This is a genomic window from Bradyrhizobium sp. AZCC 1577, assembly GCF_036924575.1.
GTDB lineage: Bacteria > Pseudomonadota > Alphaproteobacteria > Rhizobiales > Xanthobacteraceae > Bradyrhizobium.
This window is the reverse complement of record NZ_JAZHRQ010000001.1, coordinates 4,076,077-4,101,381: the sequence shown is the minus strand read 5'-3', so window position 1 is coordinate 4,101,381 and position 25,305 is coordinate 4,076,077. Positions and strand designations below refer to the sequence as shown.

The following is a 25,305-nucleotide window of genomic DNA, read 5'->3' as shown; positions in this document are numbered from 1 at the left end:
CTTGGCGCGCGTATCAGACGATCTCTTGCTCGCGGCACGGTCGGGTGACCGGCACGCGCTGACACAGCTATTGGTGGCGCTGCAGCCGGACATTCGACGCTACGCCCGGCGCCTTTGCTACCGCACCTCGGTTATCGAAGATGTGGTGCAAGAAGCACTCATCGTCGTGTACCGGCGCGTGGGCACGATCCGCAGTCCAGCCGCACTCGCCGGCTGGCTGCTGACCGTCATCGCGCGCCTTTGCATGCTGCCGGCGCTGATGCTGATGCGCGGAGTCGAGGAGCTGGCCAGCCTGGAAGAGTCACGCGAGCTCGCAAAGGTCCCGCCGGACGAGTTGCGCATAGACTTGGTCAATGCGATCGAGTCGCTTTCGCCGTCCCATCGCGAAGTGCTGCTGCTGCGAGATCTCGAAGATCTGACGATTTGGGAAATCGCCGGGCGGCTCGGCGTGACGCGCGAAGCGGCCAAAAGCCGCCTGCGCCGCGCCCGCGCACTGGTGCGCGAATACCTGCTCGGCACAAAGGACAGCGGACGAGAGAGCACATGAATTACTTTCGTGGAGTCGGCATGTTCGGGAGCGCCTTCCTGGGCGCACACCTGATGCGCGGCGCAGTTGCGGCGGCGCTACTCGCTTGGGCCATCGTCCACCAGACCGCGCACCCTTGGCTATCCTTGGGCGCGGGCGTTGCCGCCCTCGTCGCGCTACGCGGATGCCCGATGTGCTGGACAGTGGGTCTGGTCGAGACGCTTTCGCAAGGCCGTCGCGATTCAACCGCTGAACGCGCTGACCGGACATGGCTGCATTAACATTGCGACAGGACGGGAAGGAGGTGCCGTGCGGAAAACGATCGCGGTATTGGGCTCTGCCATCTTCTTTGCGGTTGCGCCCAGCTCGGTGGCGGGGCTCGTTCCCTGGTGGATTACGCGTTGGGAGTTTCGGCCGCCCTTCTTCGATCTCGACGCGACGCGCGCCGTCGGGATCCTGTTGATCGTCGCCGGTCTACCCGGGCTTGTCGACTCGTTTGCACGCTTTGCGCTGCAAGGATTGGGCACGCCGGCGCCGATCGCACCGACGCAGAACCTCGTGGTGACGGGTCTCTATCGCTATGTGCGCAATCCTATTTGCTAAGCTATTCTTGTCGGGTCGTGGGAGCACGCAATGTCGAAAGCAATTGCCGTCTTGGGCTCCGCTCTGTTCTTCGTCATTGCGCCGTTGGTGCTGGCAGGCTTCGTGCCCTGGTGGGTCACGCAGTGGGAATTTCGGCCAGCTTTTTTCGGCGTCGATCTAACCCGCATCCTCGGCGGTATATTGATCATCGTCGGAGTGCCCGGACTTGTGGATTCATTTGCCCGTTTTGCGCTGGAGGGGCTCGGGACGCCCGCCCCGATCGCGCCGACACAAAAGCTCGTAGTGACTGGCCTTTATCGCTACGTGCGAAATCCGATCTACATCGCGGTCGTCGCAGTCATTTTTGGTCAGGCCCTTTTGTTTGGTGACTGGCGTCTCCTCTGGTACGGCGCGCTACTCTGGCTTTTTTTTCATGTCTTTGTGGTGATGTACGAAGAACCGACGCTCAAGCAAACATTCGGCACGGAGTACGAGAGCTTTCGGACTAATGTGCCGCGCTGGATTCCGCGGTTGACGCCATGGCGAGCCGCATAAAGGAATCGCTGCAAGCGGCTCGATGCCGGCTGCAACAAACAGTGCGAGACGGCGAAGCGTAGCAAGCGCGCCTAGCGGCCTCGCCCCGGAGGGCCCACTACCTTAGCCGCCAGGTCGAAATAACGCATGGGCCGGGGCAACTGCTCCGCACGCCGTGTCTTTCCGATCCCGGCCGTCTGCGCCTGCGCATTATGAGGACCGAATCTGGCCCATAGGAGAAGAATCCTGATCGTGGCAAATAGGGCTGCTTATTGGGGTACTTCCCCCATCGCCGTGGGCGCGGGCCCGTGATCGCAGATGCGGCACACCGTGACTGCGTGTGGAGGCCGCAATCGCGGTGATGAAGCGTAGCGCTTAATCGTAGGCCTTCGCTTTTTCAGCTAGGGCGGCGTGTCGTAGGCTCCCACATCATAGCGCGATCGCGAAGGAGTAGTGCCCATCTTCATCGACCGTGGCGCGCCACTCGATACACGCTATCGCCGCCAACTTCGGCCGGGCCTTCGATTGACTTTGTCAAGTTGTCGAGTTGAGTGCACTGTCACCACCACCGACGCCGATCAACCGCTTGTCCCGCGCAGGACGATGCCGACAACGGCGCCGACGAACAGCAAGGCGCATGCGGTCGATTGGATGAAGAACCCGGGCAGACGCTTCTCCACAGCTTTGATGTAGCCAGTGAAGTACAATACACGTCCGCCAATCCAGACGAGTCCGAGCATCGCGGCCGCGATGTCGTTCAGATAAATCGCGCAAAGCCACAGCGGCAACAGGAAGGTCGGCATCCATTCGAGCGTGTTCATGTGCACGCGAAACACGCGCTCGAAGTCGGCATTACCGGTCGTTGCCGGAAGCTTCACGTTGAACTTTCCATGTGCCGCCGCGACGCGCGTGGCCAGGAAGAAATGGAACGCCACAGTGAGCAACGAGACGATCGCAGCGTAGTATGGCATAGCAAATCCTATGCTGAAGCTCCGCCCGGCGACCGCTCGCCGTCGTCGGGCCGATTCACGGTCCCCGCTCCGAGCCGGTTGACATGCGGCCGTCAGGCCTTGCGGGCCAACAGGTCGGCATACCGCCTGAGGTACAGCGGCCAACCCTGATCGCCGGCAACTCCGTCGCGCTCGCTTTCCCAGCCTTCGCCGTGGCGCTCCAGATTCCGGTGCTCGATCTCGACGCGGGTGCGGTCAGCCGTCTCGGCGGTGAAGCGCACTTCCCACTCGCTGGTCCTGTCCGGATCGGTCTCGACCTGCCATTGCGGGCTGATGTCCCAGCTCAGGAGCACCCGGTCGGGCGGCTCGTAGGCCAGCACGCGCGCCCAGCGGCACTCGCTGCCGTCGACGCCACGATCATAGAGGTAGCCGCCGACCCGAGGCTCGAACACCGTCTCGGCAATCGGGACAGCGAGCATGTTGTGCTCGGGCGGTTTGAAACTGCCGAAGTCCTCGGTGAAGACCTTGAATGCGCGCTCGATCGGCGCCTCGACCACGACGGACTGTTTCACGGACGCAACTGATATATGCGCGTTCATTGTGACTCCTCTGGTGGTTGCTCGACGGCGACCTTGTAGGCCGCCAGCGTTTTGCTCCAAAACCGGTCGAGCCAAGCACGCATCTGGCCAAGCCCGTGTGGATCGATGTGGTAGACGTTGCTCGCACCCTTCGGCTCGGAACGAACCAGGCGCGATTCGCGCAGTACCTTGAGGTGCTGGGAAACAGCCGACTGCGAGACCGAAACCTGCCGGGTAATCTCCGCGACTGAGCGTGGGTGCTCTGCGATTAGCTCGAATATCGCGCGGCGGGTCGGGTCGCCAAGGGAGGCTAACTGGGCATTATCAACAGTCATCGCTTATGATTAGTATAAACTGATTATATTGTCAATCGGAGCCGCTCGCAGCGTGCCGGGGCGCGACGCGCTGGAGCAAACCGCCTCTTGGCGCGGCGGCGTCGGCTAAGGACTGGTTTCGCAGCCGTGCATCGACTTGCGCTGGATCAGGTCCCAACGGTTGCCACAGAGATCCTCGAAAACCGCGACGACTCCGTAGGCATCATGCCGTGGCTCCTCAACGAACCGCACGCCGGCTGCGATCATGCGCGCATGATCGCGATCGAAATCATCCGTCTCCAGGAACAAGAAGACTCGCCCTCCGGTCTGGTCACCAATGCGCGCCACTTGAGCCGGACCGTCAGCCCGCGCCAATAGCAGGCCTGAGCCGGGACCGCCCGGTGGGGCGCACGACCACCCAACGCTTGCCGCCGCCGAGCGGCGTGTCCTCACACAGCTCGAAATCCAGGGCGCCGGTGAAGAAGGCGATCGCCTCGTCATAGTCCGCGACCACGAGGCTGACGAGGGAAAGATGCCGATTCATCGCTCATACCAAGCGAGTTCATCGACCGTGGCGCGCCACTTCGAGCCTGACGGGGCACGCCAAGCCCCGCCTGCCCGAACCTCGAAGACAAGCGACATGCCGCGATCAGGAACAGATCCAGATGATCGCAACCGCGATCGGAATACCCAAACCAAGTGCGCCGAAAATCGCCGGGACGAAATCGGACAGCAGGCGTACGCCAGATGATGACATGACGTTGCTCCTTGGAGCCCCGCGAGCCTCTGCTCGCCCCCAAGATGAACGGTCAATCGCGCCCTCGAACTACGGTCGGTGGCGACTCCTTATGGGAGGCAATGTTGGGGCGTTATGGTTAACAAGGGGTTAATTCGGATAAGCGCGCGCGAGTGCTGCACATCTCGTTCGATCGAAGTTCCGAAAAGCGCGTCGTGCCGTCATCATTAGCCTCGCGCGTCCCGGTTCGGCCCGCCCGCCTTCAGGAGTGGCGCCCATTCGACGCCACTCCCTTCAGCGGCGCAGGCGCCGATCAGAACGAGCAGCCATAGGCCGTGAGCGATGCCTTCGTCGCGTCCAGGGTCTGCTTGCAGGTCGCTTCCATGGTCGCTTTCGTCGACGGATTCTTGGCCATGTCGACCCACGCCTTGCGCGTCTGGTCGATCTGCGTCTTGTACATCGCGCGCTGTGCGTCGGGGACCTTGGAGACGACGCAGGCGTCATACTTGGTCAGGAAGTCGTCGCAGGAGGCGATGCCCGTGCTCTGCGCATGAGCGGTAGTGACGCCCGCGAGCAAGGCGACGCCCGCCGCGAGTGATAGCACCTGTCGATGGTTCGCGCGCGAACCTGCCGCGGCCTTGGATGTTGCTTGACGCATGATTTTTATTCCTCTGTAACAACTGAACAATCTGGATCGCCGGCAAACGCCCGCCGTCGCCCAGATCTCCCCGATCGACTCGCAAAGCATCGCGCGCCGACAACCGGTCGGCGGTGCGGACGTTGAGCAATCAAGCGTTGAGCAGTTCGAGGCGAGACCGGGCACCACCGTGCCGGCCACGAATAATTGTTCCGTCAATTTGGCGAGATTATGGGTGACGACACCGTGACGTTGTGATGACCGCTTGTCGGCGATGGACGGGCGCCATCATGTTGCCGTGCGATGCCGTTGCGCCGAAGGCGAGCTCACGCGGCCGAGGTATCGATCGAGCGGCGTATCACCTTCCGTACCTCGGCATTGGATAGAAACAGATCGTGGTTGATGATGCCCCAGCCTGAATCGGACGCATCGATGACGCGCACGCCGAGCTGCTCGATAGTGGCCTTCTCGGCGGCGCCGACCCGCGTCATCCCGCCTGCCAATCGTCCCGACAACGCAAGTGCGCGATCATTCGTCGAGGCGACGACGGTGATCTTGCGGGTGAGCGGTCCGATATTCTGGGTCGCCGAAGAGAACACATCCATATCGATGTCCGGTGAGGCGAACACCACGGCCCCGATCTTGCCGGCAACGCTGTCGCCATATCGCGCATAGAGCTGGCGCAGCCCTTCGAGGGTCAGCATGGTGCCCATGCTGTGCGCGACGATGTGAACGCGGCCGACGCTCGGGGCAGTCGCGAGGGAATGCAGCACGCGCTCGAAGGCATCGCGGGAGTACATCGCACTGTCGCGGTCATAGGCGTAATCGAACAGTCCCGCCTTGGACGGCCAGGAGAACACCATCGTCTGGCCGCGGAATCTGATGCCGTCGGCGAGGTGCGCGGCATCGAGCGCCGCCGTCTCGAACGTCTGCTTGAAACCGTGCACGTAAATCAGCACGTCCGAGCCGCCGCTGGCTTGCCCGAGAAGATCACCGACCTCTCCCGATACTGGCTCGACCGTATCGAGACGCCAATCGCCAAGTCCGGCTGCGGCGAGCGAGAAACGATTCTCGTCGGGCGGCACCAGCTTCGCCCGTGCCACGATCATCTTCGAAGCCCGCTCCGGCCCGAACCACGGTTTCGCACGCCCGCCGCTCACCGGCTTGCGCGTGGTTGCGATGAGCAATGTCGGCTCCACCGAGAGCGACGAAGCGTCGTAACGCGCGCCCGTCGCGCCGAGGCTGGCGCATCCGCCGAGCGCAAGCGCGCTGGCCGAAGACACAATTCCGCGCAGGAACGCGCGGCGCGACCTAAAAGTCTCGTTTTGCTGCAAATGTGGGATGATCACGTAGGACCTTTGGGAACATTGCCCCGTAGCACCGCCCCGCACGTCTCCTGAATTAGGATGGCGAGAAAAGGGCGGGCCGATCGCTGACACGGTTTGTTTTGGATGGTTCCGGTTCCGTCGCAATTCTGTGATCGCGAGCCGGCGCGACGAAACCATTCGGCTCCGCCGCGAAGCGCTCCGGAAACAAAGTGCCGCTAGGGTCCCACAATCAAACCAGGGGTTAGATCATGTTGGTATCGGTCCTGAACCTCATCTACCGCGAATTTCTCAAGCGCGCCCTTCTCGGCATGGCAATACAGGGAGGAAGGCTATGACCGAGGTCGTGGCGGCATTCCTCATCTTCGTCAGCATCGGCATATTCCTGGCCCACGCATTTGACGCCTATCGCCTGCGTTAGATCTGCGCCTGAACCCACTGATGCGATTGCTTGCGAGATCAGGCGACGTTCTCAAGGACGCAAAGGGCGCGCTCCTCCACGGGCCCATCCTTTGCGGCGATAACCACGTCGCGGTCGGGGGAATTTTCCGAATAGTTCCGCCGGCGGCCGAAATTCGTGGCGAGGACATCCTTGCGATTTGCCGCGATCCATTGCGACAGATGGTCTCGTGGATGCCGGATTGAATCCGATCAGGATGCGCGCCGGTCCGCTGCCGACATTCTCGATCGAATGGGCCCACAGCTTTGCGGAATGTAGCCGACGTCGCCCTTCTGCGATGGCTCGGGTCCGGCAGCCTCGCCATGGACAGCGCCAATGCAGCGTCCGCAGCGCGCGTGCAACACGGATGTCAGGGCCCGGCTGCCCCCTCCAGACCGTCGCAGGCTCAGTTGAATGGCTATTAAATCAACGGGTTAGACAGACGCTCGGGGATGATGCTAGAGAACACAGGCGCCCAGCGGGATTTTCGATTCCGAGGGTCGGGAGTTGTGGTTCTCGCAGCGGCGCTGGTTCAGCTTACGGCTATTCGGACATTTCATATGAGAAAGATCATCCTGACGCTGGCGATCCTGTATCCGGCGGCGGCGCTGGCTCAGGGAACGAGTACCCCGGCCGCCCCGGCCAATCCTCCCACCATCGGCGGAAAACCGCTGGTTGTGGTCGGGTCGAAGAATCCGACAGCGGGCAAGAAAGAAAAACCTTTGTCGGTCGCCCAAAAGTTGCAGGCCTGCCAGGACATCGACGATGCGACCAAGGAACGCCTGAATTGCTACGACGCCATTTATGCGCCACAGCCCAAACCAAAGGCGCCGGCGGCGAAGGGCGTCAATGACTGCCGCTTCGTCAAGGAGGAAGACGAACGGTTGACCTGCTATAATGGTTTTGCGGACAAGATTCCGAAGCTACCGCGCTAAATCAGGCGGGGCGCTTACCAGGTGTTCCAGCTCGGGCCACCGAAGAAGCCAAACTGTGACTGCTGCGCGACCCGCACTTGCGGCGGCTGCGCGAATTGCATCGGCGGCGCCTGACGGCTTCTTGCCACCTTGCGCTTGCGCTGGATCGGCGGCTCCGGCTTCTTCGCCTCCGCCGGGACGTATTGGGCAAACGCCTGAGCGGCGGTGTCGGCCGAGGCAGGGGCTGCGGCAGGCGCGGACGGCGCAACCGCTTGGGCGGTCACGGACGGCGGCGGAACAATGATCGGAAGGTTGGTGTCAAAGACCACCCGCTCCGGCAGCTTCTGGTCGGAACGAATGCGCACCACAGTTTTGTCGACCGAAGAAACGGCCTGGCTGGCCACGACCGCCTGTTCTGGGACAAACGCATCGATCGCCAACAACAGCGCGAGCAGCACTCCGCCGACAAACAGGAAATAACGCGCCACGGGCATTGGTCTTGCTCCCCCGCGCGAACGCGCGGTTTAATCGCCCAACGGGCCATATAGCGTTTAGTTCCTGCTCAACTTGCAAGGTTCAAAGGCGCAGGTCACATTTTGGAGATGAAACGTGAGTTCGGCCGCACAGGGTTAAACGCGGTTGGCTGTCACCAGTGAACATTTTGCCTTATTCGCGTTGACGTTGACGAACCCGACCAGCACGCGTGCGTATCGCTTCCGGCTCTTCATGTTCACGGTATCGGGAATGATCCGCCTGCGTGCGGTCAGATGGCTGCCGTCCCGGCGGATGAAATTGCAGGCGATCTCGATATCCCTCACCGCGTAGTCATTGGTATTGCGAAGCGTGAACGTCACCAGCGCTTTCGAGCCGAGCCCGCCCCTTCGCCATGACTGCGAGACGATTTTCAGGCCGTCGAGCGGCGAATTGGCAGGGGCAATCGTCTCTGGCAGCACGATGTCGAAAGGTACCGCCTGGTTGGGATTGGTAGAAACTGCTGACGGACCCGGACTCGGCGAGGTCGCCTGAGTCGCGGCCGGATCATCCGTGCGGGATATGCCTTGCGTGACGCCGGCAACTTCAGACGGCGTCGCTGCTGAATGGCTTTCGGCATCGCTCGCTTGCGGGAGCATCAACCATATGGCGCATCCAACGATAGCGATGGCCGGCAGCACGGCAAGCCGCGCTTCGAATTTTCCGAACGACCACCCGGCGATTCTCATACCCTCGCCCTCACCCGGCAGCGTCGGCAATTGCCGTGCCGCGCAAGAAAAAAGCCATACGGGCGTTTTCCCGTACGGCTTCTATCACGACCGCCGCTGTACGGATCCCGCCGCCGTCAACAATCATCCAGGGCAGCAATGGTTTCATGCCACCTCGACAATATTGCGGCGGCGGTGCAAGGCTTGCAGGATAAGGCTTGCAGGATAGAGTTGTGCATTGGCTGGCGGCTTCATTGCCGTCGCGGCGCAACCGACCTTCAGCGCCGCAACAACAATGCCGCAACAACAATAATGGGAGACCGATCGAGATGCCGACCGTTACCTGGGACCATGTGCATTTGCGCAGCCCCGATCCCGAAGCGACTGCCGCCTGGCTGGAAGACATTCTGGGCGGCGAGATCGTCCGCGCCCCGGGGCGGATCGACGTCAAACTGGGCGGCGCCAACGTGTTCATCGCACCCGTTACCGCCGGCGACGGCGTCAGTGCGCCGCCCGTGACGCCTTATCAGGGGCTCGACCATTTCGGCCTGACGGTGAAAGACATCGACGCGGTCGCCGCCGAGATCAAGGCCAAGGGCGTCGAGTTCACGAAGGAACCGACCACCATACGTCCAGGCGTTCGCATCTGCTTCATCCGTGGGCCGCAGGGCATCTCAATCGAACTGCTCGAACGCGACAAGAAATATGCCTGACGCGCCGGTGAGCATGTCTTTCTGAAATTGTCGTCACCCGGCACCGGGTCTCGCCTTCGGCGCGCCCGGTGACAGGCTCCAGCGGGTGACCCAGTATTCCAGGGGCACCAAACAAAACCGAGAGGCCGCAGCGTACTGGATACTCCGCCTTCGCGGAATATGACAGTCGTGGGTCGGGCCAGTGCTCGCGCGTTACGTCATCGATCCCGGCATGAAGCAGCGAATGCTCAATCCCTGATAGCCGCGGATCGGCCAGACCATGGTTCGCCCTGCCCGGTTCGGCTCGGTGATGACGGCATCTTCAGGTACGTCGTGCCACTCGCCGTCGATGCGAACGCGATAGTGCCCGCCTTTTGATTCCCAATCCACGTCGCTGACGGCGCTGCCGTCTGCGTCGGAACAACACGGTCCCTTTCCGCTCCTTAGACTGTCGAACCACTGCTTCAGCGGTGAGTTGGCATAACGGCCGTCAGGATCGCGGGCTTCGCTGGGAGCCGAGGCCAGCGGCAACATCAGCAACACGCTGCCGATGATCAGCGGCTCTCTGCAGCGGCCCACACGATGGCGGGCCGTAGTTTCACGGGAGTTTTTCTCTGTGCGTCGGCGCGCAACGTGGCCGCCGGAATTGATCCAGTTGATCACCTGTTTCTCTGCTCCTGCACCCACCGGCCGGTGCCGGAGAGCACTATGCATTTCACGGGCCAACTTGATTCGGTTCACCGCCCGTCACCCTCACGTCACGCCGGGACGGTACGCTCCGTGTTTGCTTCCTGTACAGGAATCGGCAGGCAACCTGACGCGTTGACGCTATGGGCCACGCTTTGGCATAAATGATAACCAGCTTCCGTGGGCGCGGACGCCGGCATCTGGGACGCCATGAAGAACGGGCTCTATTCGATCCACGTCACCCTGCTGGATGGGCGCACCGGCAAGGGCAGCGGCGTTATTCTGTTCCGGGACGGCCAGATTCTCGGCGGCGACGCCTATCTGTTTTATACCGGCACCTACACCGTGAAGGGCGACACTTTCAAGGGCGAGGTCCTGGTGCAGCGTCACACCACCCCGCGCGACAACGATAATCCGCTGTTCGGCGGCCCCGCCCCGGTCGGCATCGGCGTATCCGGAACCTTCACCGACACCCGCGGCAGCATGAATGGAACCGCGCTCGTCGGCAAAGCGAGCCAGATCTTCGGCGCCACATTGCACAAATTGGCTGATATCAACTAGCGGCCGGGCGCGCCCCTATTCCGCCGCCTGCTCCAGCGGCGCCGTGCGCGGCAGGATCATTTGAATGCGCGTGCCGCCGCCCGGCTCGGAATCAAGGTCGAGCCGGCCGCCGAGGCGGGTCGTCACGATGCTGTAGACGATGTGCAGGCCGAGCCCGGTGCCGCCCTGATCGCGCCGCGTGGTGAAGAACGGATCGAAGGCGCGGCGGCGGACATCGAGGCTCATGCCGATGCCGTTGTCTGAAAAGATGATCTCGACATTGTCCTTGCCGGACTCCCGCACCTGGATATCGACCGTGCCCGGCTTGCCGTCCGGGAAGGCATGCGCCACCGAATTGAGGAACAGGTTGGTAAGCACCTGTCCGTACGGCCCGGGATAGCTGTTCATCATCAGGTTGGGCTGGCACTCGACATTGAGCGTCAGATTGTGCTTGCGCAGGCCCGGCCGCAACGACATCACCACCTGCTCGGTGAGATCGCCGAGGTCGAAGGTGCGCTGGTCCGAGTAATTGCGATCAGCGGCGACCTGCTTGAACGACTGGATCAGCTCGGCGGCGCGGTTGAGATTGGCGACGAGCTGCGAAGACGCCGAGCGGCTTGTATCGAGAAAATCGTTCAGGCTGGAGCGGCGCAACTCGCCGCGGGCGACCTCCGCTGCAAAGTTCGACGTCTTTCGCTCCAACGCGGACGCCACCGTCAGGCTGATGCCGACGGGATTGTTGACCTCGTGGGCTACGCCGGCCACCAGCCGTCCCAACGCGGCGAGCTTTTCCGCCTCGATCAGCGAATTCTGCGTCTCGCGCAGGTTCCGTAGCGCTCCCTCCGCCGCATCCTTGGCCTTGCGCATCTCGGATTCGACGCGCTTGCGCTCCCCGATGTCGAGCGCAACCGTCACGATGTTCTCGATCTCGCCGGCCGCATCCAGGATCGGCAGCTTGTTGACCAGCCATTGCCGCATATGGCCGGACGCGTCCTTGTATTCTTCCTCGTAGAAGCCGAGTTCCTTGCCAACCGCCAGCACCCGCTTGTCGGGCTCGTCGGTCTTTTGCGCGCCGTAGCGCGACATCAACTCGGCGGTGGTGCGGCCGATCGCATACCCCGGCTCGACCCCGAAAATGCCGGCCATATAGCGGTTCATCAGGACGTAGCGGAGCTGCTTATCCTTGACGTTGATGACCGCAGGCACGGTGTCGATCACCATTTGCAGCAGGCGGCGGCCTTCGGCGATCGCATCCTCGGCCCGCTTCTGGTCGGTGATGTCGCGCACCGTTCCTTCGTAGCGGACGACAATGCCGGCCTCGTTGTGCACGGCGCTCGCGCTGTCGGACAGCCACAGCACCGAGCCGTTGCGCGTGCGAACCTGGTACTCGTATTCGCGCACCATGCCGTCGCGCTGCATGAGCCGCTCGTATTCCGCCCGCGCCTCGGGGTGGACGTAAACGGTATCCGCGATGTCGCCGATGCCGTTGATCAGACCCTGCGGCGTGGCATAGCCCATCATCCGCGCCAGCGCCGGGTTGGCGTTCAGCAGCGCGCCGCCGGGCGTCGTGACGTAAATTCCGTCGACCGAGGACTCGAATAGCTTACGGTAACTTTCCTCCGCAAGCCGCTGTTCGGCGAGCGCACGCACCGCCGCCTCGCGTGCGGTGTCGGCATCGACCAGCGTTTGCCGGAATACTTCGGCCGCGCGGGCGATGTCGCCGATCTCGTTGTCCACGTCAGTCGCCGGGATCGAGGCGTTCTTCTCGCCGCCGGCTACCGCGCGGATCGAGCCTGCGATCGCGGCAAGCGGACGCACGGTGCGCCGAACCACCAGCAGCGACGCAAACAGTCCGATCAGGACGCCGGCAGTGCCGAGAACGATGCTCTGCCATTTCGCCTCCGTCAGGGTCCTCGCAAATTCACGCGAGAGGACGCGCCCCCGCCGCTCGCTGACGTCGCGCAACAATTCGGTGACGCGCTGGATCAGGCGGCCCTCCGCACCGAGCACTTCCCTGTCTATGTCGGATATCTGCCGTTCGCGGATCGATATGTTGACAATCGCCAGCGCATAATCGTCGACGATCGCGCGCAGCTTTGAGTCCGCGATCGTCATCGAGCGCATGCTTTCCGCAGCCTGTTCGGCTGCCGAAGGGTTATGCGCAAGCAACGCCGAAGCGATCCGGCTCTGGGTCTGAGCCAGGGCCATCGCAAGGTTGGGATCGGATGCCTCGGCGATCGCAGTATCGAATTGCTCGCGCAAGGGCGGCAACGCGACGATCATCTCGGCGCGGCGGTTGATCAGCGCGGAAATCCGCTCGATGCCGGTGCGGTAGGTTGCCAGGCGCTCGGTGACGCCGTCAATCATGTCCTGCTGCTCCGGCGCGAGCTCAAGCCGCGTCTTCTTCAGGATCTCGCCGAGCGCGTTGGCGGCTTCGCCAACCTGAAGCGACTGGTTGCCGCGATCGGTGACGAAATCCCGCGCCGCCAGCCGCAATTCGTTCATGCGGCGATCGATATCCTCGGCCAGATCGCCGACGCTCTGCAGCCGCTGCAACTCGGCAAAGGTCGAATCGATGTGGCGGATGGCGATGACGCTGGCGGTCGAGGTGATGATGATCACCGCCAGCACCAGCATGAAACTGCCGAATGTCAGTTGGCCGATCGAAAGCGAGAACGATCGCGGCGGCGAATTCGGCGGCGTTTCAGCGGTCATGTGGGTCGGGGCCGGGCTCCAATCGGGCGCAATATACGATGTATTTCGGGCCGTAGGGAACATGCCGGAATCGGCCGGATTAGCCATCCGGACCCAAAAGAGGCGGGCCAGCCAAGGCGAATGGCTGTTAACCTTTCCCGATGGGGATGGCCGGCAGGACCGCCCGTGGATACCGAGGCGATTTGGGACCGTCAGCCGACCGAGCCGACCTCGAACACCTCGCCGTCATAGCCGGCCTCGGGGGGAATGCGGAGCTGCCGGCCGCCATTGTTCCGGGTCATCACGGGTGTCACGGTGACGACCGATTTGCCTCTGGAGTCGTCGAGCGCAGCCTTCACGCTGGCCTGCTTGCCGAGCTTGATCAGGTTGCGGGTGGTCGGGAACGGCAGCTTGAAGCGCCCGCTCTCACCGCCCTCCAGCGCCTCGCGCGGCGATACCCAGATCGAGTCGATGGATTCCCGGCCGTCATGGGCGCCGACCTGTTCCGGTGGCGCGGCGGCAAGGAAGAACCAGGTGTCGAAGCGCTTCGGCATGCCCTCCGGTGTGATCCAGTGCGCGTAAGGAACGAGTTTGTCGAGCGCCAGCACCATGCCGTTGTCGGACAGCACGTTAAGGAACGTGATCTTGCTGTCGCAGAGGTCGGCGCGATTGATAGCCTCGATCTCGCTGGCGCGTTTGGCATCGACCAACGCCGTCGCCCCCTTCGGCCGCGCCAGCAGGATGCCGCTTTCCTCAAACGTTTCGCGGATCGCGGCGATGCGGAAACTCAGCGTGGCTTCGTCGAGCCCCTCGCCTCCCGAATAGAGTTCGGGCCGCGCGATGATCTCCTTGTCACCCTTGTCGACACTGCCGCCGGGAAACACCAGCGCGCCGGAATTGAAATCGATCTCATAATGGCGAACCATCATGAAGACCTCGATTTCCTTGGCGTCTGCGCTGTCGCGCAGCAGCAGGATCGTGGATGCAGGACGCGGGGCGACGGCTTCGGCCATATGACTAGCCCGCCGCGCTGGACTGCGGTTGCAGATTGGCGCGGCGGTCGACGCGCGCCACCCGCGACAACAGATAATCGACTTCGGCCTTTGCCGTCGCCGTAATCGTCGCGCCGGGCTTGCGCTGCGCGCTGGAAGAGATGATGCCACGCTTCTGCAGCACGTATTTGCGCACCGACAGGCCCGCGCCTGGCTGCTGCTCGTAGCGGATCAGCGGCAGGTGCGCATCGAACAGATCGTGAGCGGCGTCGCGCTTGCCGGCTTTCGACAGCTTCACGACGTCGATCAACAGTTCCGGAAAAGCGTAGCCGGTCATGGCGCCGTCGGCGCCGCGCTCCATTTCGAAGTCGAGGAACAGACCGCCGTTGCCGACCAGGATCGACAGCGGCCGCAGCGAGCCGTCCTTCTGGAAATTACGCAGCGTCGTGATCTTCTCCAGGCCCGGCCAGTCCTCGTGCTTGAGCATCACGCAGGACGGCGAATCCATCACGATTTTGCGGATCACGGCGGACGTGAAGATGACGTTGAGCGTCAGCGGATAGTCCTGCAGCACCCAGGGGATCTCGTCGCCGATCGCTTCCTGCGCCTGCTTGAAATAGCCCGTGATCTGATCATCGGTGCGCAAATGCGGCGGCGGCGCGATCATCACGCCGGCAGCGCCAGCATCCATCGACGCTTTCGCCAGCGAGCGCATCGAGGCAAAACCGGGCGCCGAGACGCCGACGATGATCTGCATGTTTTTGGCGCGCTTGACGAAGCGGATCGCTACCTGCTCGGCCTCAGCAGCATCGAGCTTCGGTGCCTCGCCCAAGATGCCGAGCACGGTGACGCCGTCGCAGCCGACTTCGGCGTAGAAGTCGGTCAGGCGATCGATCGATTTCTCGTCGATGCGGCCGTCGTCGTGGAACGGCGTCGGCGCGATTGCGAACGTGCCTGCGGCCTGGGCGGTGAGCTTCATGATTACCTTCTTTGGCAGGGGCTGGACGGAATATTTCTGATCATGGATAGCACCACCGACCTGCCCCTCAAAGCGCCAGATTAAGCCTCGGAATGAGCCTGCCCGGGATCGAGCCCGATGGAACAAGCCCGTCATCGATCGCCCCCATGCAGCGGTAAAATTCGGCCGCATCGGGGTCGGCTTCGATGATGAGTGCGGTGGCGCCAGCCGCGCGGGCGATGGTTTTGGCCCAATCGAGCAGCTTTCGACCTGTTCCGGTCCGCAGCATGGTCGGCTCGATGAACAGCTTTTCGAGCTGCGCCGTATCGCCACTGCATTTCACTTCGGCAAGCCCTACGAGGCGGCCGTCGAGCTCGGCGACCTGCACCTGGGACGCCAGGATGCTCGTCGGCGTCAGCGTAAGCTCCTTGCGGCAGGCCGCCATGAAGGCGTCGTCATACCCCCAGACCGCCTTTGAGCGCAGGCACAGCTCGGTGAGAGCTGCACCTTCCTCCGGACGCGCGGGCCGCAACGCTAGCATGGCACCTCCATCACACCGAAATCAGAACCGTCGCGCGCCCATCTTGATCTGCTCTTCGGAGAAAAAGATCTCCTTGGCGTGGGTCACGATGTCCTCGGCCTTCCAGCCCGTGAACGGCGGCTTCCAGCCTTCCATTTCCATCATCCGCATCTCCCGCACCCCGCGCGGGCCGGAGACGCCGAGCACCTTGCCGGTCTGGTCGCCCGACAACTCGCTGACCATGTATAGCACGGCCGGCGCGATGCCGTCCGGGCCGAGCGCGGCGCCAGGGTTCTCTCTATAGCGCGGCAGATCTGCGGTCATGCGGGTCAACGCGCCCGGCGCCAGGGTCCAGACCCGGATGTTGTACTTGCGGCCCTCGATCGCCAGCACGTTTGACAGTCCCCAGATACCGCCCTTGGCGGCGCCATAGTTGGTCTGGCCGAAATTGCCGATCAGGCCCGAGGTTGAGGAGGTATTGACGATGACGCCGCCGCCATTCTCGCGCATCCATTTGAACACCGGCTGGGTGCAGCAGAAGGTGCCTTTGAGGTGCACCCTGATCACCTTGTCCCAATTGGCCTCCTTGGCCTTGGCGAAGGTTTCGTCGAGCAGGATGCCGGCATTGTTCACCAGGATATCGGCGCGGCCGAAATTCTTGATGGCGTCGTCGAACACCGATTGCCCGCCGGCCATGGTCGAGATGTCGGCGCCATTAGCGACGGCGCGGCCGCCCTCTTCCTTGATGGCGTTGACGACCTTCTTCGCCATGGAGACGTCGGCGCCGGAGCCGTCGCGGGGACCGCCGAGGTCGTTGACCACGACGGCCGCCCCCTCGCGCGCGAACAGTTTGGCATAGGCCTCACCGAGCCCGCCGCCTGCACCGGTGATGATGGCAACTTTGCCGTCGAGCAATCCCATGGTGTTTCTCCCGCCTTGTTTTCCGTTCTCGTGTCCCGGACGCGATGCAGCGTGAAAGGCTGCGTCGCAGAGCCGGGACCCATCGTGGCTCCGTCATGGGCCCCGGCTCAGCAGCGCATCACTACGTGCTGCGCTGCGTCCGGGGAACGAGATCTAACCCAGCACCGTCTTGCCGCTCTTGATCACCGTGACGCCGCGCGACTTCACCTTGGCTTCGAACGAGACGATGTTGCCGTCCTTCCACATCTCCATCGTTACGGTCTCGCCGGGATAGACCGGCGAGGAAAAGCGGGCAACGTGCTGCTTGAAGGCCGATGGATCGTAATCGGCGTAGGTCTGCAGCACGCCGCGGCAGGTGATGCCGTAGGTGCACATGCCGTGCAGGATCGGCCGCGGAAAGCCAGCCTTCTTCGCAAACTCGGGATCTGAGTGCAGCGGATTGCGGTCGCCGCAGAGCCGGTAGACCAGCGCCTGGTCCGGGCGCGTCGTGATATCGACGATCTTGTCGGGCGCGCGGTTCGGAACCTTGTGCGGCTCGGGCTGGCCTTCGGATGGGCCGCCAAAACCGCCGTCGCCGCGGGCGAAACGCGAAGCGACGAGCGTGGCCAGCTTGTCGCCGTTCTCGTCCTTCAACACGGTCTGGTGCCGGATGACGGCGCCCTTGTCCTTGCCCTTGTCGAAGACGTCGAGCACGGTCGAGTCGGCCGTGATCTTGGCCGCGCTCGGCAGCGGCTTGTGGAAGGTGATGTCGCGCTCGCCGTCGACCACCATGACACGGTTGAGGTTCATTTCGCCGGGGCTTGAGCCCCAGGCCGCCACCGAGGCGAAGGTCGGCACGACCTTCAGGGGACGCGGAGTTAAAGTGCCCTCGTTGACGAAGGCGAGTTCGCTCTCGTCCATCGGATCGGCGCCCATGCCGATGCCATAAGCGTAGAGCATCACCTCGCGATCGGTATAGGCGTATTTCTGGCCGAGATTTTTCAGGGCCATGAGCTGTTCGTAGTTGATCGGCATTTCGTTTCTTCTCCCCGAACCTCTTTTGCCGGCGCCCGTTACAGCGCCCTCTCCCCTTGCGGGAGAGGGCTACACCGGCGTCGAACACAAACTCGCTTGGGAGAGAGGTTGCCTCGGCAAATACATCTCTCTCGTGGAGAGACACCCCTCTTCCGGCAGCTTCGCTGCCATCTTCCCCCGCAAGGGGGGAAGGTACTTTCTAGGGCTAGGCCGCGGTGAAGAACGGCAGTGGAGCGCCGTCGGTTGGCTTCCACACCAGCTTCACCTTCTGGCCGATCTTCAGGCTCGTTAGATCGCAGTCGACGATGTTGGTCTGCAGCGACGGTCCTTCCTTCAGCGTCACATAAGCGATCGCATATGGACCAGTCGGCGACTTCCGCATCAGGCTGTAGGTGTAGACCGTCGCCTCGCCGGAAGCTTCCTCCCACACCGTCTTGTCCGAAAAACAGAACGGGCAGATCGAGCGTGGGAAGTAGTGCGCCTCGCCGCAAGCCGTGCAGCGCTTGATCATGAACTTGCCGGCCTTGGCGGCTTCCCAGAACGGGGCAGTTTCGGGATTGGTCACCGGCGCCGGATATTTCTTTGCTTCAGCCATCACACGCGCTCCAGAATGCAGGTTGAGGCGGCGTGACGCAAGCCGAGAAGACCGCCGGTGCCATGGGCGATCGCGAGGTCGCAATTCTTGACCTGCACCTTCGGGTGCGCTTCGCCGCGCAATTGGCGGACGGCCTCGAGGATTTTCGTCATGCCGCCGCGGTTGACCGGGTGATTGCTGCAGAGGCCGCCGCCGTCGGTGTTGAACGGCAGCTTGCCAACGCCCGAAATGAGATTGCCGTCGGCGACGAACTTGCCGCCCTCGCCTTTCTTGCAGAAGCCGAGGTCTTCGAGCTGCATCAGCACCGTGATGGTGAAGCTGTCGTAGATCGAGGCGTACTTGATATCCTTTGGCGTCACGCCCGCTTCCTCGAAGGCGCGCGGGCCGGACCAGACGCCGGCGGAATACGTAAGATCGAGATCCTTGCCGCCGCGCGGACCCTTCATCGCCTCGCCATGGCCGATCAGCCGCACAAGCGGCTTCTTCAGGCTCTTGGCGATCTCCGGCGTGGTCACGATCATCGCGCCGCCGCCATCGGTGACGACGCAGCAGTCCATGCGGTGCAGCGGGTCCGAAATCAGCGGCGAGTTGATGACGTCCTCGACGGTGACGACTTCCTTCAGCATGGCGTGCGGGTTGTACTGGGCGTGATGAGATGCCGCGACCTTGATCCAGGCGAGCTGCTCACTGGTGGTGCCGTAGTCGTGCATGTGGCGCATGGCACACATGCCATAGGCATTGTGGGTGGTGGCGCCATAGGCCGCCTCGAAATCAGCCTCCGCGCCCGCTGCGCGCGGCGGCATCGGGCCGGTGCGCGGCTTGCCCGCGAGCGTGACCAGCGCGATCGAGCATTTGCCCGCGGCAATCGCTTCAGCCGCATGGCCGAGATGGATCAAATAGGAACAGCCGCCGGTCTCGGTGGAATCGACGTGGCGCACCTTCAATCCGAGGTAATCGACCATCGGCCAGGCGCCGCCGGGAGCGTCACCGGCACAGAAATAGCCATCGATATCGGCTTTGGTGAGCCCGGCATCCTCGATCGCGCCCTTGGCGACCTCGGCGTGCAACTGTGCCGTTGATTTATCGGGTGCGTGCCGGGTGGGATGCTCGTAGATCCCGGCAATGTAGGCTTTGCCTTTGATGGTCAAATCGTTCTCCGTTGGCGTTTCTTCTTTCCGAAAGTTTTTCTGGCCTGTCGCCGCCCCCTTGGCAAGCGCGGAAATATTCCGCCGGGCGAGAGCGTAGCGACTAGACTCAAGTCGGGATGATTATCGGCGAAAATCTTATCAGGCCGGAACGCGCGCCCGCCGTTCGGCTCCACGTTTCACAGCGCCGCGTTCTCGCGGCGCGGCGCCCTCATTGATGAGAGGGCGCAGGGAATGCCGGGTGACGGCAGCGGGCTTGTGGATGGGTTTGGATGCGTGCCGCACGGCGGCGCCCGCTGATTTGCTGACGGGCCAATCAGCAAGCGTCAGCCGGTATTCCTGACCGCATCAACCAGCATCGCGTAAAGCTGGCGCTTCGTGAATTCCTTGGGCTGCGTTGCCGCCGGCTTGCGCGGGGACACGACCTTGTCCGCCGGGCGCGCACAGGCCGACAGCGCCACCTTTCGCTTCGGCACCGATACGATCCTGGGGTTCGCGGTTGGCGGCTTGCGACCGCGCTTCTGGCCCATGCGCTGCAACTTGGCGCTCACGGCATTGCGGCTAAGGCCTAACCGACTTGCGATCTGACCGGCGCTGTGGCCATCGGCCCAGAGCTTTTTGAGCAGTGCTACGTCTTTCGCATCCCAACCCATGGAGATGATTATACATCGACTGCGAGCGACAGGCTAGTCGTTGCTTACGTTGCTTGAACGACATGCGGCGAGATTTGTCCGGCTCTCCGCCTACAGGGCCTTGGTCCGCCTGAGCAGCCACCAGGTTAGTGCTCCCGCGGCGATCACCAGCAGAAGCGCGTACCAGGTGCCGCCGTCGCCGGTCTGGAACGGCATGTCCTTGGTGTTCATGCCGAAGAAGCCGGTGACCAGCGTCGAGGGCAGCATGCACGCAGTCAGGACCGACAGCGTGAAAAGGCGGCGGTTGGTGATCGCCGTCATGCGGCCGGCAATCTCGTCCTGCAGCAGCCGCGCGCGCTCATAGATCGCACTGAACTCGTAGTCGAGCGCGTCGAACTTCTGCGCGAGCTTGCGCATCGCCGACAGCAGGGTTTCGGATTCGACGTCCTCGCGCGTCTCCAGGCGATGAAACAGCGCCCGGATCTGCGAGAGCTGCCGCCGCGTGCGGATCGCCTGCAGGCGCACGCGGCCGAGCCGCAACCGCTCATCGTCGATCTCGTCGTGCAGGACATGATTCTCGACGATGTCGAGTTCGTCACCGAGGCCTGCCGAATAGCGTCCGATCACATCGGCGAACTGGTCGACGATCGCATCGAACAGCGACACCGGGGTGGGAAACTTGCGGCCGCCATCGATCGCACGCCGTGTCAGCTCGATCGCGCGCAGCGGCTTGCGCCGGGCGGTGATCATCAGCTTCGACGATATCGCAAAGTGCACCCGCAGGAGATCGTCGCCCTCCTGCATGAACTCCTGATGCAGGTCGGGCAAAACGCCGGCGATCTCTTCGTCAAATATATCGAGGCGGATATGCTCGTCGGCATCGAGCAGGGTCTCGCGCGCGACATCGGACAGCGCAGCACTCCTGGCGAGCCAGTCGTGGCAACGACGGTTGGACAGATTGAAATGCAGCCACAGCCAGCCGTGCGGATCGGCGAGTTCCGCATCGAGGTTGGCGATATCGAGCTTCGTTGCGGAGCCGTCGCCCGCGAAGCGATAGGCGGAGATGATGCCGATGTCGGCGAGGGCCTGGTCCATCCGCTAACCCGTTGCTGGTGTGAAGCAGGCAATGCGTCAACGCAGTGGCAAGCTGATGGCGACTACACCCCATCGAAGCTCTGGAGACAACCCCGTAGGGTAGGCAAAGCGAAGCGTGCCCACCATTTCGCACCGCGATCGTTGTGCGATGGTGGGCACGACGCTTCGCGTCTTTGCCCACCCTACGGCAGCGTTACTCCGCCGCCAATTGCCTTGGCGCGGGGGGCGGGCTGGCGAGATCGGCGGTGAGTTGGGCGTGGCGGGCTTTGGCGTCGTGCACCGCCTTCTCCTTGATCGGGCCGTAGCCGCGGATGCGGTCGGGCAAGGACAACAGCTCGACCGCGGTGTCGTGGGTGACCGGCGACAACAGGCCAAGCACGGTTTCGACATCCCTCTCGTAAGCCACGATCAGGTCGCGCTCGAGCTTGCGGTCGGCGCTGTAGCCGAAGATGTCGAGCGGCGTGCCGCGCAGGAAGCGCAGCCTTGCCAATGTTCGGAACACCGGCATCATCCATGCGCCGAAGGCGCGCTTCTTCGGCCGTCCCAGCGCATCCTTTCCTCCGCCGAGGATCGGCGGCGCCAGATTGAAATTGAACTTGAACTCGCCTTCGAACTGGTCGCGGAGCTGCTTTTCGAAGCGGCCATCGGTGAACAGCCGCGCGACTTCGTACTCGTCCTTGTAGGCGAGCAGCTTGGCGTAGTTGATCGCGACCGCCCGCGGCAAGGCCTCGCCATAGCCGCCGTCGATTGCCGCATCACGGACTCGCTTCACGAGAGCCCGATAACGCTCGGCGAGCGCGGTATTTTGGTAGTCGGCGAGGTGCGCGCTGCGATGGACGATGATCTCGTCCAGCGTCATCACCTCCAGCGTCTTCGCCACCACTGGCTCGTCCTGGCCCTTCATCATGGCGTCGAGCCGCGCCGGATCGGCCGCGGCGAGACGGCCGAGCTGGAAGGCCTGCGTGTTCATCTTGATCGAAACGCCGTTGACCTCGATCGCCTGCAGTATAGCCTTTGCCGACAGCGGCAGCAGGCCCTTCTGATAGGCATAGCCCAGCATCATGATGTTGGTGGCAATGGAGTCGCCAAGCAGCGCTTCGGCAGGCTTGGTGAAATCGTAGAACCACGAATCCTTGCGCAGCTCGGTCTCCAGCACGTGGTTGACCTTGCGGCTCTGGAAATTGAAATCGCGGTTGAGGATGAAGTCGGCAGTCGGGATCACGTGGGTATTGATGACGCCAACGGTACGGCTAGCTTCACAAAGCGTGATGGTATCCTTGGCAGCGGCGACCACCTCGTCGGCGGCCATCACGAGATCGGCGGTACCGGTGACGATCCGCGAACAGGTGACGTCGGCGGTGTGTTCGGAAAGCCGGACGTGGCTCAGCACCGCGCCGCCCTTCTGCGCCAGGCCGGACATGTCGAGGATCATGCTGGCCTTGCCCTCGATATGGGCGGCCATGCCGAGCAGCGCACCGATGGTCAAGACGCCGGTGCCGCCGACGCCGCCGACCGCGATGTTGTAGGGCCGTTCCAACGACGGGAGTGAGGCCGGCTCCGGCAAATCGTCGATATCACCAAGGCTGGCCGGCGCGCGGCGGCGCGGCTTGCCGCCGTCGATGGTGACGAAGGACGGGCAAAAGCCCTTCAGACAGGAGTAATCCTTGTTGCAGGTCGACTGGTTGATGGTGCGCTTGCGGCCCATCTCGGTTTCCAGCGGCTCGACCGAGATGCAGTTCGACTGCACCGAGCAATCGCCGCAGCCTTCGCACACGGCCGGATTGATCATGACGCGGCGCGCCGGGTCTTCCATCAGGCCGCGCTTGCGGCGGCGACGCTTTTCGGCGGCGCAGGTCTGCACGAACACGATCGCCGAAGTTCCCTTCAGCGTGCGACAGATCTTCATGACATCCTGAAGCTCGTCGCGATGCGCGGTCTTGACGCCGGGTGCTATCTCGGACGCCGGATAGGCGTCGGGATTTTCCGAGACGAGGTAGATGTTGCGGATGCCCTCTGAATGGAGCTGGAAGGTGATCTGCTGCGGCGACAATTCGCCGTCGACATGCTGGCCGCCGGTCATCGCGGTCGCGTCGTTATAAAGGATCTTGTAGGTGATGTTGGCGCCCGAGGCGATCGCCTGGCGGATCGCAAGGCTGCCGGAGTGGAAGTAGGTGCCGTCGCCGAGATTGGCGAACACGTGCTCTTCCTTGGTGAAGGGTGCGACGCCGACCCACGGCACGCCCTCGCCTCCCATATGGGTGTAGGTCTCGGTGTTGCGGTCCATCCACAGCGCCATGAAGTGACAGCCGATGCCGGCGAAGGCCCGGCTGCCTTCCGGCACCTTGGTCGAGGTGTTGTGCGGGCAGCCCGAGCAGAAATACGGCGTGCGGGTGACCGGCGCGACGGCCTGCATCTGGGTCGCCTGTCGGCCATTGAACCAGTCGGCCTTGGCGCGCAGCATCGCGGCGATTTCGGGGTTAAGATTAAGTCGAAGCAGGCGTTCGGTCAGCGAGCTCGCAAGAGACGCAACGCTGAGCTCAGCGGCGAAGGTGAGAAACCGCTTGTCGTGGTCGTCCATCTTGCCGACGATGCGCGGACGGACGTCGTCGCGCCAGTTGAACAGCTCCTGCTTGACCTGGTTCTCGACGATCTCGCGGCGCTCCTCGACGATGAAGATTTCCTCGAGGCCGATGGCGAAATTGCGGACGCCTTCGGGCTCCAGCGGCCAGGGCATGCCGATCTTGTAAAGCCGCAAGCCGATCTTGGCGGCGACCTCCTCGGTGATCCCGAGCTCGCGCAGCGCCTGACGGATGTCCTCGTAGCTCTTGCCGGATGCCATGATGCCATAGCGGGCATTCGGCGAATCCATGGTGATGCGGTTGATCTTGTTGGCGCGCGCAAACGCGATCGCGGCATAGCCCTTGTAGTCCTGCAGGCGCAGGTCCTGCGCATAGCGGTCGTCGGGCCAGCGCAGGTTGAGGCCGCCCGGCGGCATCTCGAAATCGGTCGGGATCGCGAACGGCGTCATCTCGTCGGTGAGGTCGATCTCGGCGGTGGTTTCCACCGTCTCGGTGATCACCTTCATGCCGACCCAGCAGCCGGAGTAGCGCGACATCGCGATACCCAACAGACCCATCTCGATCATTTCATGGATGCTGGAGGGATAGAGGTACGGCATCAGCGCGGAGATGAAGGCGTGGTCGGACTGATGCGGGACGGTAGAGGATTTGGCGCCGTGATCGTCGCCGGCGAGACACAGCACGCCGCCATGTTTAGCCGAGCCGGCCGTGTTGCCGTGGCGGAACACGTCGCCGCAGCGGTCGACGCCGGGGCCTTTGCCGTACCAGATGCCGACCACGCCGTCGTACGTGGCGCCGGGCGAGAGATTGAGCTGCTGCGAGCCCCAGATCGCGGTGGCCGCGAGATCCTCGTTCACGCCGGGCTGGAACTTGATGTTGTACTGTTCGAGATGTTTGCGGGCTGCGAAGAGCTGCTGGTCATAACCGCCCAAGGGGGAGCCGCGGTAACCGGAGATGAAGCCCGCGGTGTTGAGCCCTGCGGCGCGGTCGCGGCGAATTTGCGCCATCGGCAGGCGGACCAGCGCCTGGATGCCGGTCAGGAAGATGTGGCCGGACCCTTGCGTGTACTTCTGATCGAGACTGATCGGACCCTGGTTAATTCCCATTGCAGCCCTCTTTGGCGGTAAGCCTTGATCGTGACGACGCTTTTTTAGCTAAGCATCTGAACTCGTTAGAACCAGTCTATGTCGGTTTTTCCGGGCCGCGCACCACAAATCTCGGCAAGAAAGCCGCGCCCTCAAACTTCGCAATATCGTGCCGGGAAAATCGACGCGGCATTTCGGTTTGTGTCGTCCGGAAGCCTCGGCGCGAAATGGCATGGCGCCCCCGCTGTGCGCACTTTCGCGCCACAACGCTCCAGAAGGTCAATCGGTGCAGGGACGACCATGCCGGCGATTCTCGCGGCACTGCTTTTGTGCACTGCGTTCGTGGCCGGCGAAGGTCATGAAGCCACGCCGGCGAGCGGATGTCGGAGGTCGTGATCAACTCGACCTCGAAGATGAGCGAT

General features: G+C 63.0%; 27 protein-coding genes and 1 pseudogene. 7 read left to right on the top strand and 21 right to left on the bottom strand.

Annotated features, from left to right (window positions below; all coding sequences use genetic code 11):
* Window position 1 precedes the first annotated feature (1 nt).
* From V1278_RS19225 to V1278_RS19210, 4 genes are read left to right on the top strand one after another with little or no spacing between them, the layout of a single operon-like run.
* Entirely contained in the window at window positions 2-547 is a 546-nt protein-coding gene (locus V1278_RS19225; protein ID WP_334381894.1) for an RNA polymerase sigma factor, read from the top strand.
* Window positions 544-807 carry a hypothetical protein gene (locus V1278_RS19220; RefSeq protein ID WP_334363273.1) on the top strand — a complete coding sequence of 88 codons (264 nt, stop codon included), beginning with the start codon at window positions 544-546 and terminating at the stop codon, window positions 805-807. The genes V1278_RS19225 and V1278_RS19220 overlap by 4 nt, the downstream gene beginning before the upstream one ends.
* Before the next feature lie 28 nt (window positions 808-835).
* On the top strand, window positions 836-1,129 hold the full coding sequence (locus V1278_RS19215; protein WP_334381893.1) for a hypothetical protein: 294 nt from the start codon (window positions 836-838) through the stop codon (window positions 1,127-1,129).
* A gap of 30 nt (window positions 1,130-1,159) precedes the next feature.
* Window positions 1,160-1,663, top strand: coding sequence for a methyltransferase family protein (locus V1278_RS19210; RefSeq protein ID WP_334363275.1), 504 nt, complete (start codon window positions 1,160-1,162; stop codon window positions 1,661-1,663).
* 557 nt (window positions 1,664-2,220) lie between these two features.
* On the opposite strand, the gene V1278_RS19205 is transcribed toward V1278_RS19210, so the two are convergent.
* The 6 genes and pseudogenes from V1278_RS19205 to V1278_RS19180 all read right to left on the bottom strand — a co-directional run bounded on the left by V1278_RS19205 (window position 2,221) and on the right by V1278_RS19180 (window position 6,140).
* Complete coding sequence (locus tag V1278_RS19205) at window positions 2,221-2,613, bottom strand: MAPEG family protein (protein WP_334381892.1); 393 nt, start codon at window positions 2,611-2,613, stop codon at window positions 2,221-2,223.
* Window positions 2,614-2,705: 92 nt separating this feature from the next.
* On the bottom strand, window positions 2,706-3,191 hold the full coding sequence (locus tag V1278_RS19200; protein ID WP_334381891.1) for an SRPBCC family protein: 486 nt from the start codon (window positions 3,189-3,191) through the stop codon (window positions 2,706-2,708).
* Window positions 3,188-3,505, bottom strand: coding sequence for an ArsR/SmtB family transcription factor (locus tag V1278_RS19195; RefSeq protein WP_065746034.1), 318 nt, complete (start codon window positions 3,503-3,505; stop codon window positions 3,188-3,190). The genes V1278_RS19200 and V1278_RS19195 overlap by 4 nt, the downstream gene beginning before the upstream one ends.
* A gap of 105 nt (window positions 3,506-3,610) precedes the next feature.
* A pseudogene (locus V1278_RS19190) lies at window positions 3,611-4,028 on the bottom strand (VOC family protein).
* Window positions 4,029-4,533: 505 nt separating this feature from the next.
* Entirely contained in the window at window positions 4,534-4,878 is a 345-nt protein-coding gene (locus tag V1278_RS19185) for a hypothetical protein (protein ID WP_334381890.1), read from the bottom strand.
* A 305-nt stretch (window positions 4,879-5,183) separates the two neighbouring features.
* Window positions 5,184-6,140: an alpha/beta hydrolase gene (locus V1278_RS19180; RefSeq protein ID WP_334381889.1), complete on the bottom strand. Its 957-nt coding sequence runs from the start codon at window positions 6,138-6,140 to the stop codon at window positions 5,184-5,186.
* Between the two features lie 1,041 nt (window positions 6,141-7,181).
* Between V1278_RS19180 and V1278_RS19175 the strand changes: the two genes are divergently transcribed.
* Entirely contained in the window at window positions 7,182-7,556 is a 375-nt protein-coding gene (locus tag V1278_RS19175; RefSeq protein ID WP_057843655.1) for a hypothetical protein, read from the top strand.
* A gap of 14 nt (window positions 7,557-7,570) precedes the next feature.
* On the opposite strand, the gene V1278_RS19170 is transcribed toward V1278_RS19175, so the two are convergent.
* The 3 genes from V1278_RS19170 to V1278_RS19160 all read right to left on the bottom strand — a co-directional run bounded on the left by V1278_RS19170 (window position 7,571) and on the right by V1278_RS19160 (window position 8,903).
* Complete coding sequence (locus V1278_RS19170) at window positions 7,571-8,029, bottom strand: hypothetical protein (RefSeq protein WP_334363281.1); 459 nt, start codon at window positions 8,027-8,029, stop codon at window positions 7,571-7,573.
* 135 nt (window positions 8,030-8,164) lie between these two features.
* The gene (locus V1278_RS19165) at window positions 8,165-8,755 is read right to left on the bottom strand and encodes a hypothetical protein (protein ID WP_334381888.1); all 591 of its coding nucleotides are present in this window, start codon (window positions 8,753-8,755) and stop codon (window positions 8,165-8,167) included.
* A gap of 10 nt (window positions 8,756-8,765) precedes the next feature.
* Window positions 8,766-8,903: a hypothetical protein gene (locus V1278_RS19160; protein ID WP_334381887.1), complete on the bottom strand. Its 138-nt coding sequence runs from the start codon at window positions 8,901-8,903 to the stop codon at window positions 8,766-8,768.
* A gap of 160 nt (window positions 8,904-9,063) precedes the next feature.
* On the opposite strand from V1278_RS19160, the gene V1278_RS19155 reads away from it, so the two are divergent.
* A complete protein-coding gene (locus tag V1278_RS19155; protein ID WP_334363285.1) occupies window positions 9,064-9,447 on the top strand; it encodes a VOC family protein in 384 nt (127 codons plus the stop codon).
* Between the two features lie 192 nt (window positions 9,448-9,639).
* Here V1278_RS19155 and V1278_RS19150 read toward each other — a convergent pair whose 3' ends face one another.
* The gene (locus tag V1278_RS19150; RefSeq protein ID WP_334384213.1) at window positions 9,640-9,960 is read right to left on the bottom strand and encodes a hypothetical protein; all 321 of its coding nucleotides are present in this window, start codon (window positions 9,958-9,960) and stop codon (window positions 9,640-9,642) included.
* 363 nt (window positions 9,961-10,323) lie between these two features.
* Between V1278_RS19150 and V1278_RS19145 the strand changes: the two genes are divergently transcribed.
* Entirely contained in the window at window positions 10,324-10,674 is a 351-nt protein-coding gene (locus V1278_RS19145) for a GrlR family regulatory protein (protein ID WP_334384212.1), read from the top strand.
* A 15-nt stretch (window positions 10,675-10,689) separates the two neighbouring features.
* On the opposite strand, the gene V1278_RS19140 is transcribed toward V1278_RS19145, so the two are convergent.
* From V1278_RS19140 to V1278_RS19090, 11 genes are all read right to left on the bottom strand, one after another.
* Window positions 10,690-13,368 (bottom strand): PAS domain S-box protein, encoded by a 2,679-nt coding sequence (locus V1278_RS19140; protein WP_334381886.1) that lies wholly within the window; start codon window positions 13,366-13,368, stop codon window positions 10,690-10,692.
* Between the two features lie 191 nt (window positions 13,369-13,559).
* Entirely contained in the window at window positions 13,560-14,360 is an 801-nt protein-coding gene (locus V1278_RS19135) for an NUDIX hydrolase (RefSeq protein ID WP_334381885.1), read from the bottom strand.
* Window positions 14,361-14,364: 4 nt separating this feature from the next.
* Complete coding sequence (locus tag V1278_RS19130; RefSeq protein ID WP_334381884.1) at window positions 14,365-15,318, bottom strand: dihydrodipicolinate synthase family protein; 954 nt, start codon at window positions 15,316-15,318, stop codon at window positions 14,365-14,367.
* Window positions 15,319-15,385: 67 nt separating this feature from the next.
* Window positions 15,386-15,838 (bottom strand): GNAT family N-acetyltransferase, encoded by a 453-nt coding sequence (locus V1278_RS19125; RefSeq protein ID WP_334363292.1) that lies wholly within the window; start codon window positions 15,836-15,838, stop codon window positions 15,386-15,388.
* Between the two features lie 21 nt (window positions 15,839-15,859).
* Complete coding sequence (locus V1278_RS19120; protein WP_334381883.1) at window positions 15,860-16,738, bottom strand: SDR family oxidoreductase; 879 nt, start codon at window positions 16,736-16,738, stop codon at window positions 15,860-15,862.
* Between the two features lie 153 nt (window positions 16,739-16,891).
* Window positions 16,892-17,752 carry a MaoC/PaaZ C-terminal domain-containing protein gene (locus tag V1278_RS19115; protein ID WP_334363294.1) on the bottom strand — a complete coding sequence of 287 codons (861 nt, stop codon included), beginning with the start codon at window positions 17,750-17,752 and terminating at the stop codon, window positions 16,892-16,894.
* Window positions 17,753-17,957: 205 nt separating this feature from the next.
* A complete protein-coding gene (locus tag V1278_RS19110; protein WP_334363295.1) occupies window positions 17,958-18,347 on the bottom strand; it encodes a Zn-ribbon domain-containing OB-fold protein in 390 nt (129 codons plus the stop codon).
* On the bottom strand, window positions 18,347-19,495 hold the full coding sequence (locus V1278_RS19105; protein ID WP_334381882.1) for a thiolase domain-containing protein: 1,149 nt from the start codon (window positions 19,493-19,495) through the stop codon (window positions 18,347-18,349). The genes V1278_RS19110 and V1278_RS19105 overlap by 1 nt, the downstream gene beginning before the upstream one ends.
* A gap of 323 nt (window positions 19,496-19,818) precedes the next feature.
* The gene (locus V1278_RS19100) at window positions 19,819-20,145 is read right to left on the bottom strand and encodes a GcrA family cell cycle regulator (protein ID WP_334381881.1); all 327 of its coding nucleotides are present in this window, start codon (window positions 20,143-20,145) and stop codon (window positions 19,819-19,821) included.
* A gap of 90 nt (window positions 20,146-20,235) precedes the next feature.
* Complete coding sequence (locus V1278_RS19095; RefSeq protein WP_334381880.1) at window positions 20,236-21,219, bottom strand: transporter; 984 nt, start codon at window positions 21,217-21,219, stop codon at window positions 20,236-20,238.
* 193 nt (window positions 21,220-21,412) lie between these two features.
* The gene (locus tag V1278_RS19090; protein ID WP_334381879.1) at window positions 21,413-24,904 is read right to left on the bottom strand and encodes an indolepyruvate ferredoxin oxidoreductase family protein; all 3,492 of its coding nucleotides are present in this window, start codon (window positions 24,902-24,904) and stop codon (window positions 21,413-21,415) included.
* Window positions 24,905-25,305: the final 401 nt, after the last annotated feature.

Bases quoted from the DNA above. Each gene is read 5' to 3' on its own strand.
- V1278_RS19220 (WP_334363273.1), top strand. From the start codon at position 544: ATGAATTACTTTCGTGGAGTCGGCATGTTCGGGAGCGCCTTCCTGGGC.
- V1278_RS19210 (WP_334363275.1), top strand. From the start codon at position 1,160: ATGTCGAAAGCAATTGCCGTCTTGGGCTCCGCTCTGTTCTTCGTCATT.
- V1278_RS19205 (WP_334381892.1), bottom strand. From the start codon at position 2,613: ATGCCATACTACGCTGCGATCGTCTCGTTGCTCACTGTGGCGTTCCAT.
- V1278_RS19200 (WP_334381891.1), bottom strand. From the start codon at position 3,191: ATGAACGCGCATATATCAGTTGCGTCCGTGAAACAGTCCGTCGTGGTC.
- V1278_RS19195 (WP_065746034.1), bottom strand. From the start codon at position 3,505: ATGACTGTTGATAATGCCCAGTTAGCCTCCCTTGGCGACCCGACCCGC.
- V1278_RS19185 (WP_334381890.1), bottom strand. From the start codon at position 4,878: ATGCGTCAAGCAACATCCAAGGCCGCGGCAGGTTCGCGCGCGAACCAT.
- V1278_RS19175 (WP_057843655.1), top strand. From the start codon at position 7,182: ATGAGAAAGATCATCCTGACGCTGGCGATCCTGTATCCGGCGGCGGCG.
- V1278_RS19170 (WP_334363281.1), bottom strand. From the start codon at position 8,029: ATGCCCGTGGCGCGTTATTTCCTGTTTGTCGGCGGAGTGCTGCTCGCG.
- V1278_RS19165 (WP_334381888.1), bottom strand. From the start codon at position 8,755: ATGAGAATCGCCGGGTGGTCGTTCGGAAAATTCGAAGCGCGGCTTGCC.
- V1278_RS19160 (WP_334381887.1), bottom strand. From the start codon at position 8,903: ATGAAACCATTGCTGCCCTGGATGATTGTTGACGGCGGCGGGATCCGT.
- V1278_RS19155 (WP_334363285.1), top strand. From the start codon at position 9,064: ATGCCGACCGTTACCTGGGACCATGTGCATTTGCGCAGCCCCGATCCC.
- V1278_RS19150 (WP_334384213.1), bottom strand. From the start codon at position 9,960: ATGTTGCCGCTGGCCTCGGCTCCCAGCGAAGCCCGCGATCCTGACGGC.
- V1278_RS19145 (WP_334384212.1), top strand. From the start codon at position 10,324: ATGAAGAACGGGCTCTATTCGATCCACGTCACCCTGCTGGATGGGCGC.
- V1278_RS19140 (WP_334381886.1), bottom strand. From the start codon at position 13,368: ATGACCGCTGAAACGCCGCCGAATTCGCCGCCGCGATCGTTCTCGCTT.
- V1278_RS19135 (WP_334381885.1), bottom strand. From the start codon at position 14,360: ATGGCCGAAGCCGTCGCCCCGCGTCCTGCATCCACGATCCTGCTGCTG.
- V1278_RS19130 (WP_334381884.1), bottom strand. From the start codon at position 15,318: ATGAAGCTCACCGCCCAGGCCGCAGGCACGTTCGCAATCGCGCCGACG.
- V1278_RS19125 (WP_334363292.1), bottom strand. From the start codon at position 15,838: ATGCTAGCGTTGCGGCCCGCGCGTCCGGAGGAAGGTGCAGCTCTCACC.
- V1278_RS19120 (WP_334381883.1), bottom strand. From the start codon at position 16,738: ATGGGATTGCTCGACGGCAAAGTTGCCATCATCACCGGTGCAGGCGGC.
- V1278_RS19115 (WP_334363294.1), bottom strand. From the start codon at position 17,752: ATGCCGATCAACTACGAACAGCTCATGGCCCTGAAAAATCTCGGCCAG.
- V1278_RS19110 (WP_334363295.1), bottom strand. From the start codon at position 18,347: ATGGCTGAAGCAAAGAAATATCCGGCGCCGGTGACCAATCCCGAAACT.
- V1278_RS19100 (WP_334381881.1), bottom strand. From the start codon at position 20,145: ATGGGTTGGGATGCGAAAGACGTAGCACTGCTCAAAAAGCTCTGGGCC.
- V1278_RS19095 (WP_334381880.1), bottom strand. From the start codon at position 21,219: ATGGACCAGGCCCTCGCCGACATCGGCATCATCTCCGCCTATCGCTTC.
- V1278_RS19090 (WP_334381879.1), bottom strand. From the start codon at position 24,904: ATGGGAATTAACCAGGGTCCGATCAGTCTCGATCAGAAGTACACGCAA.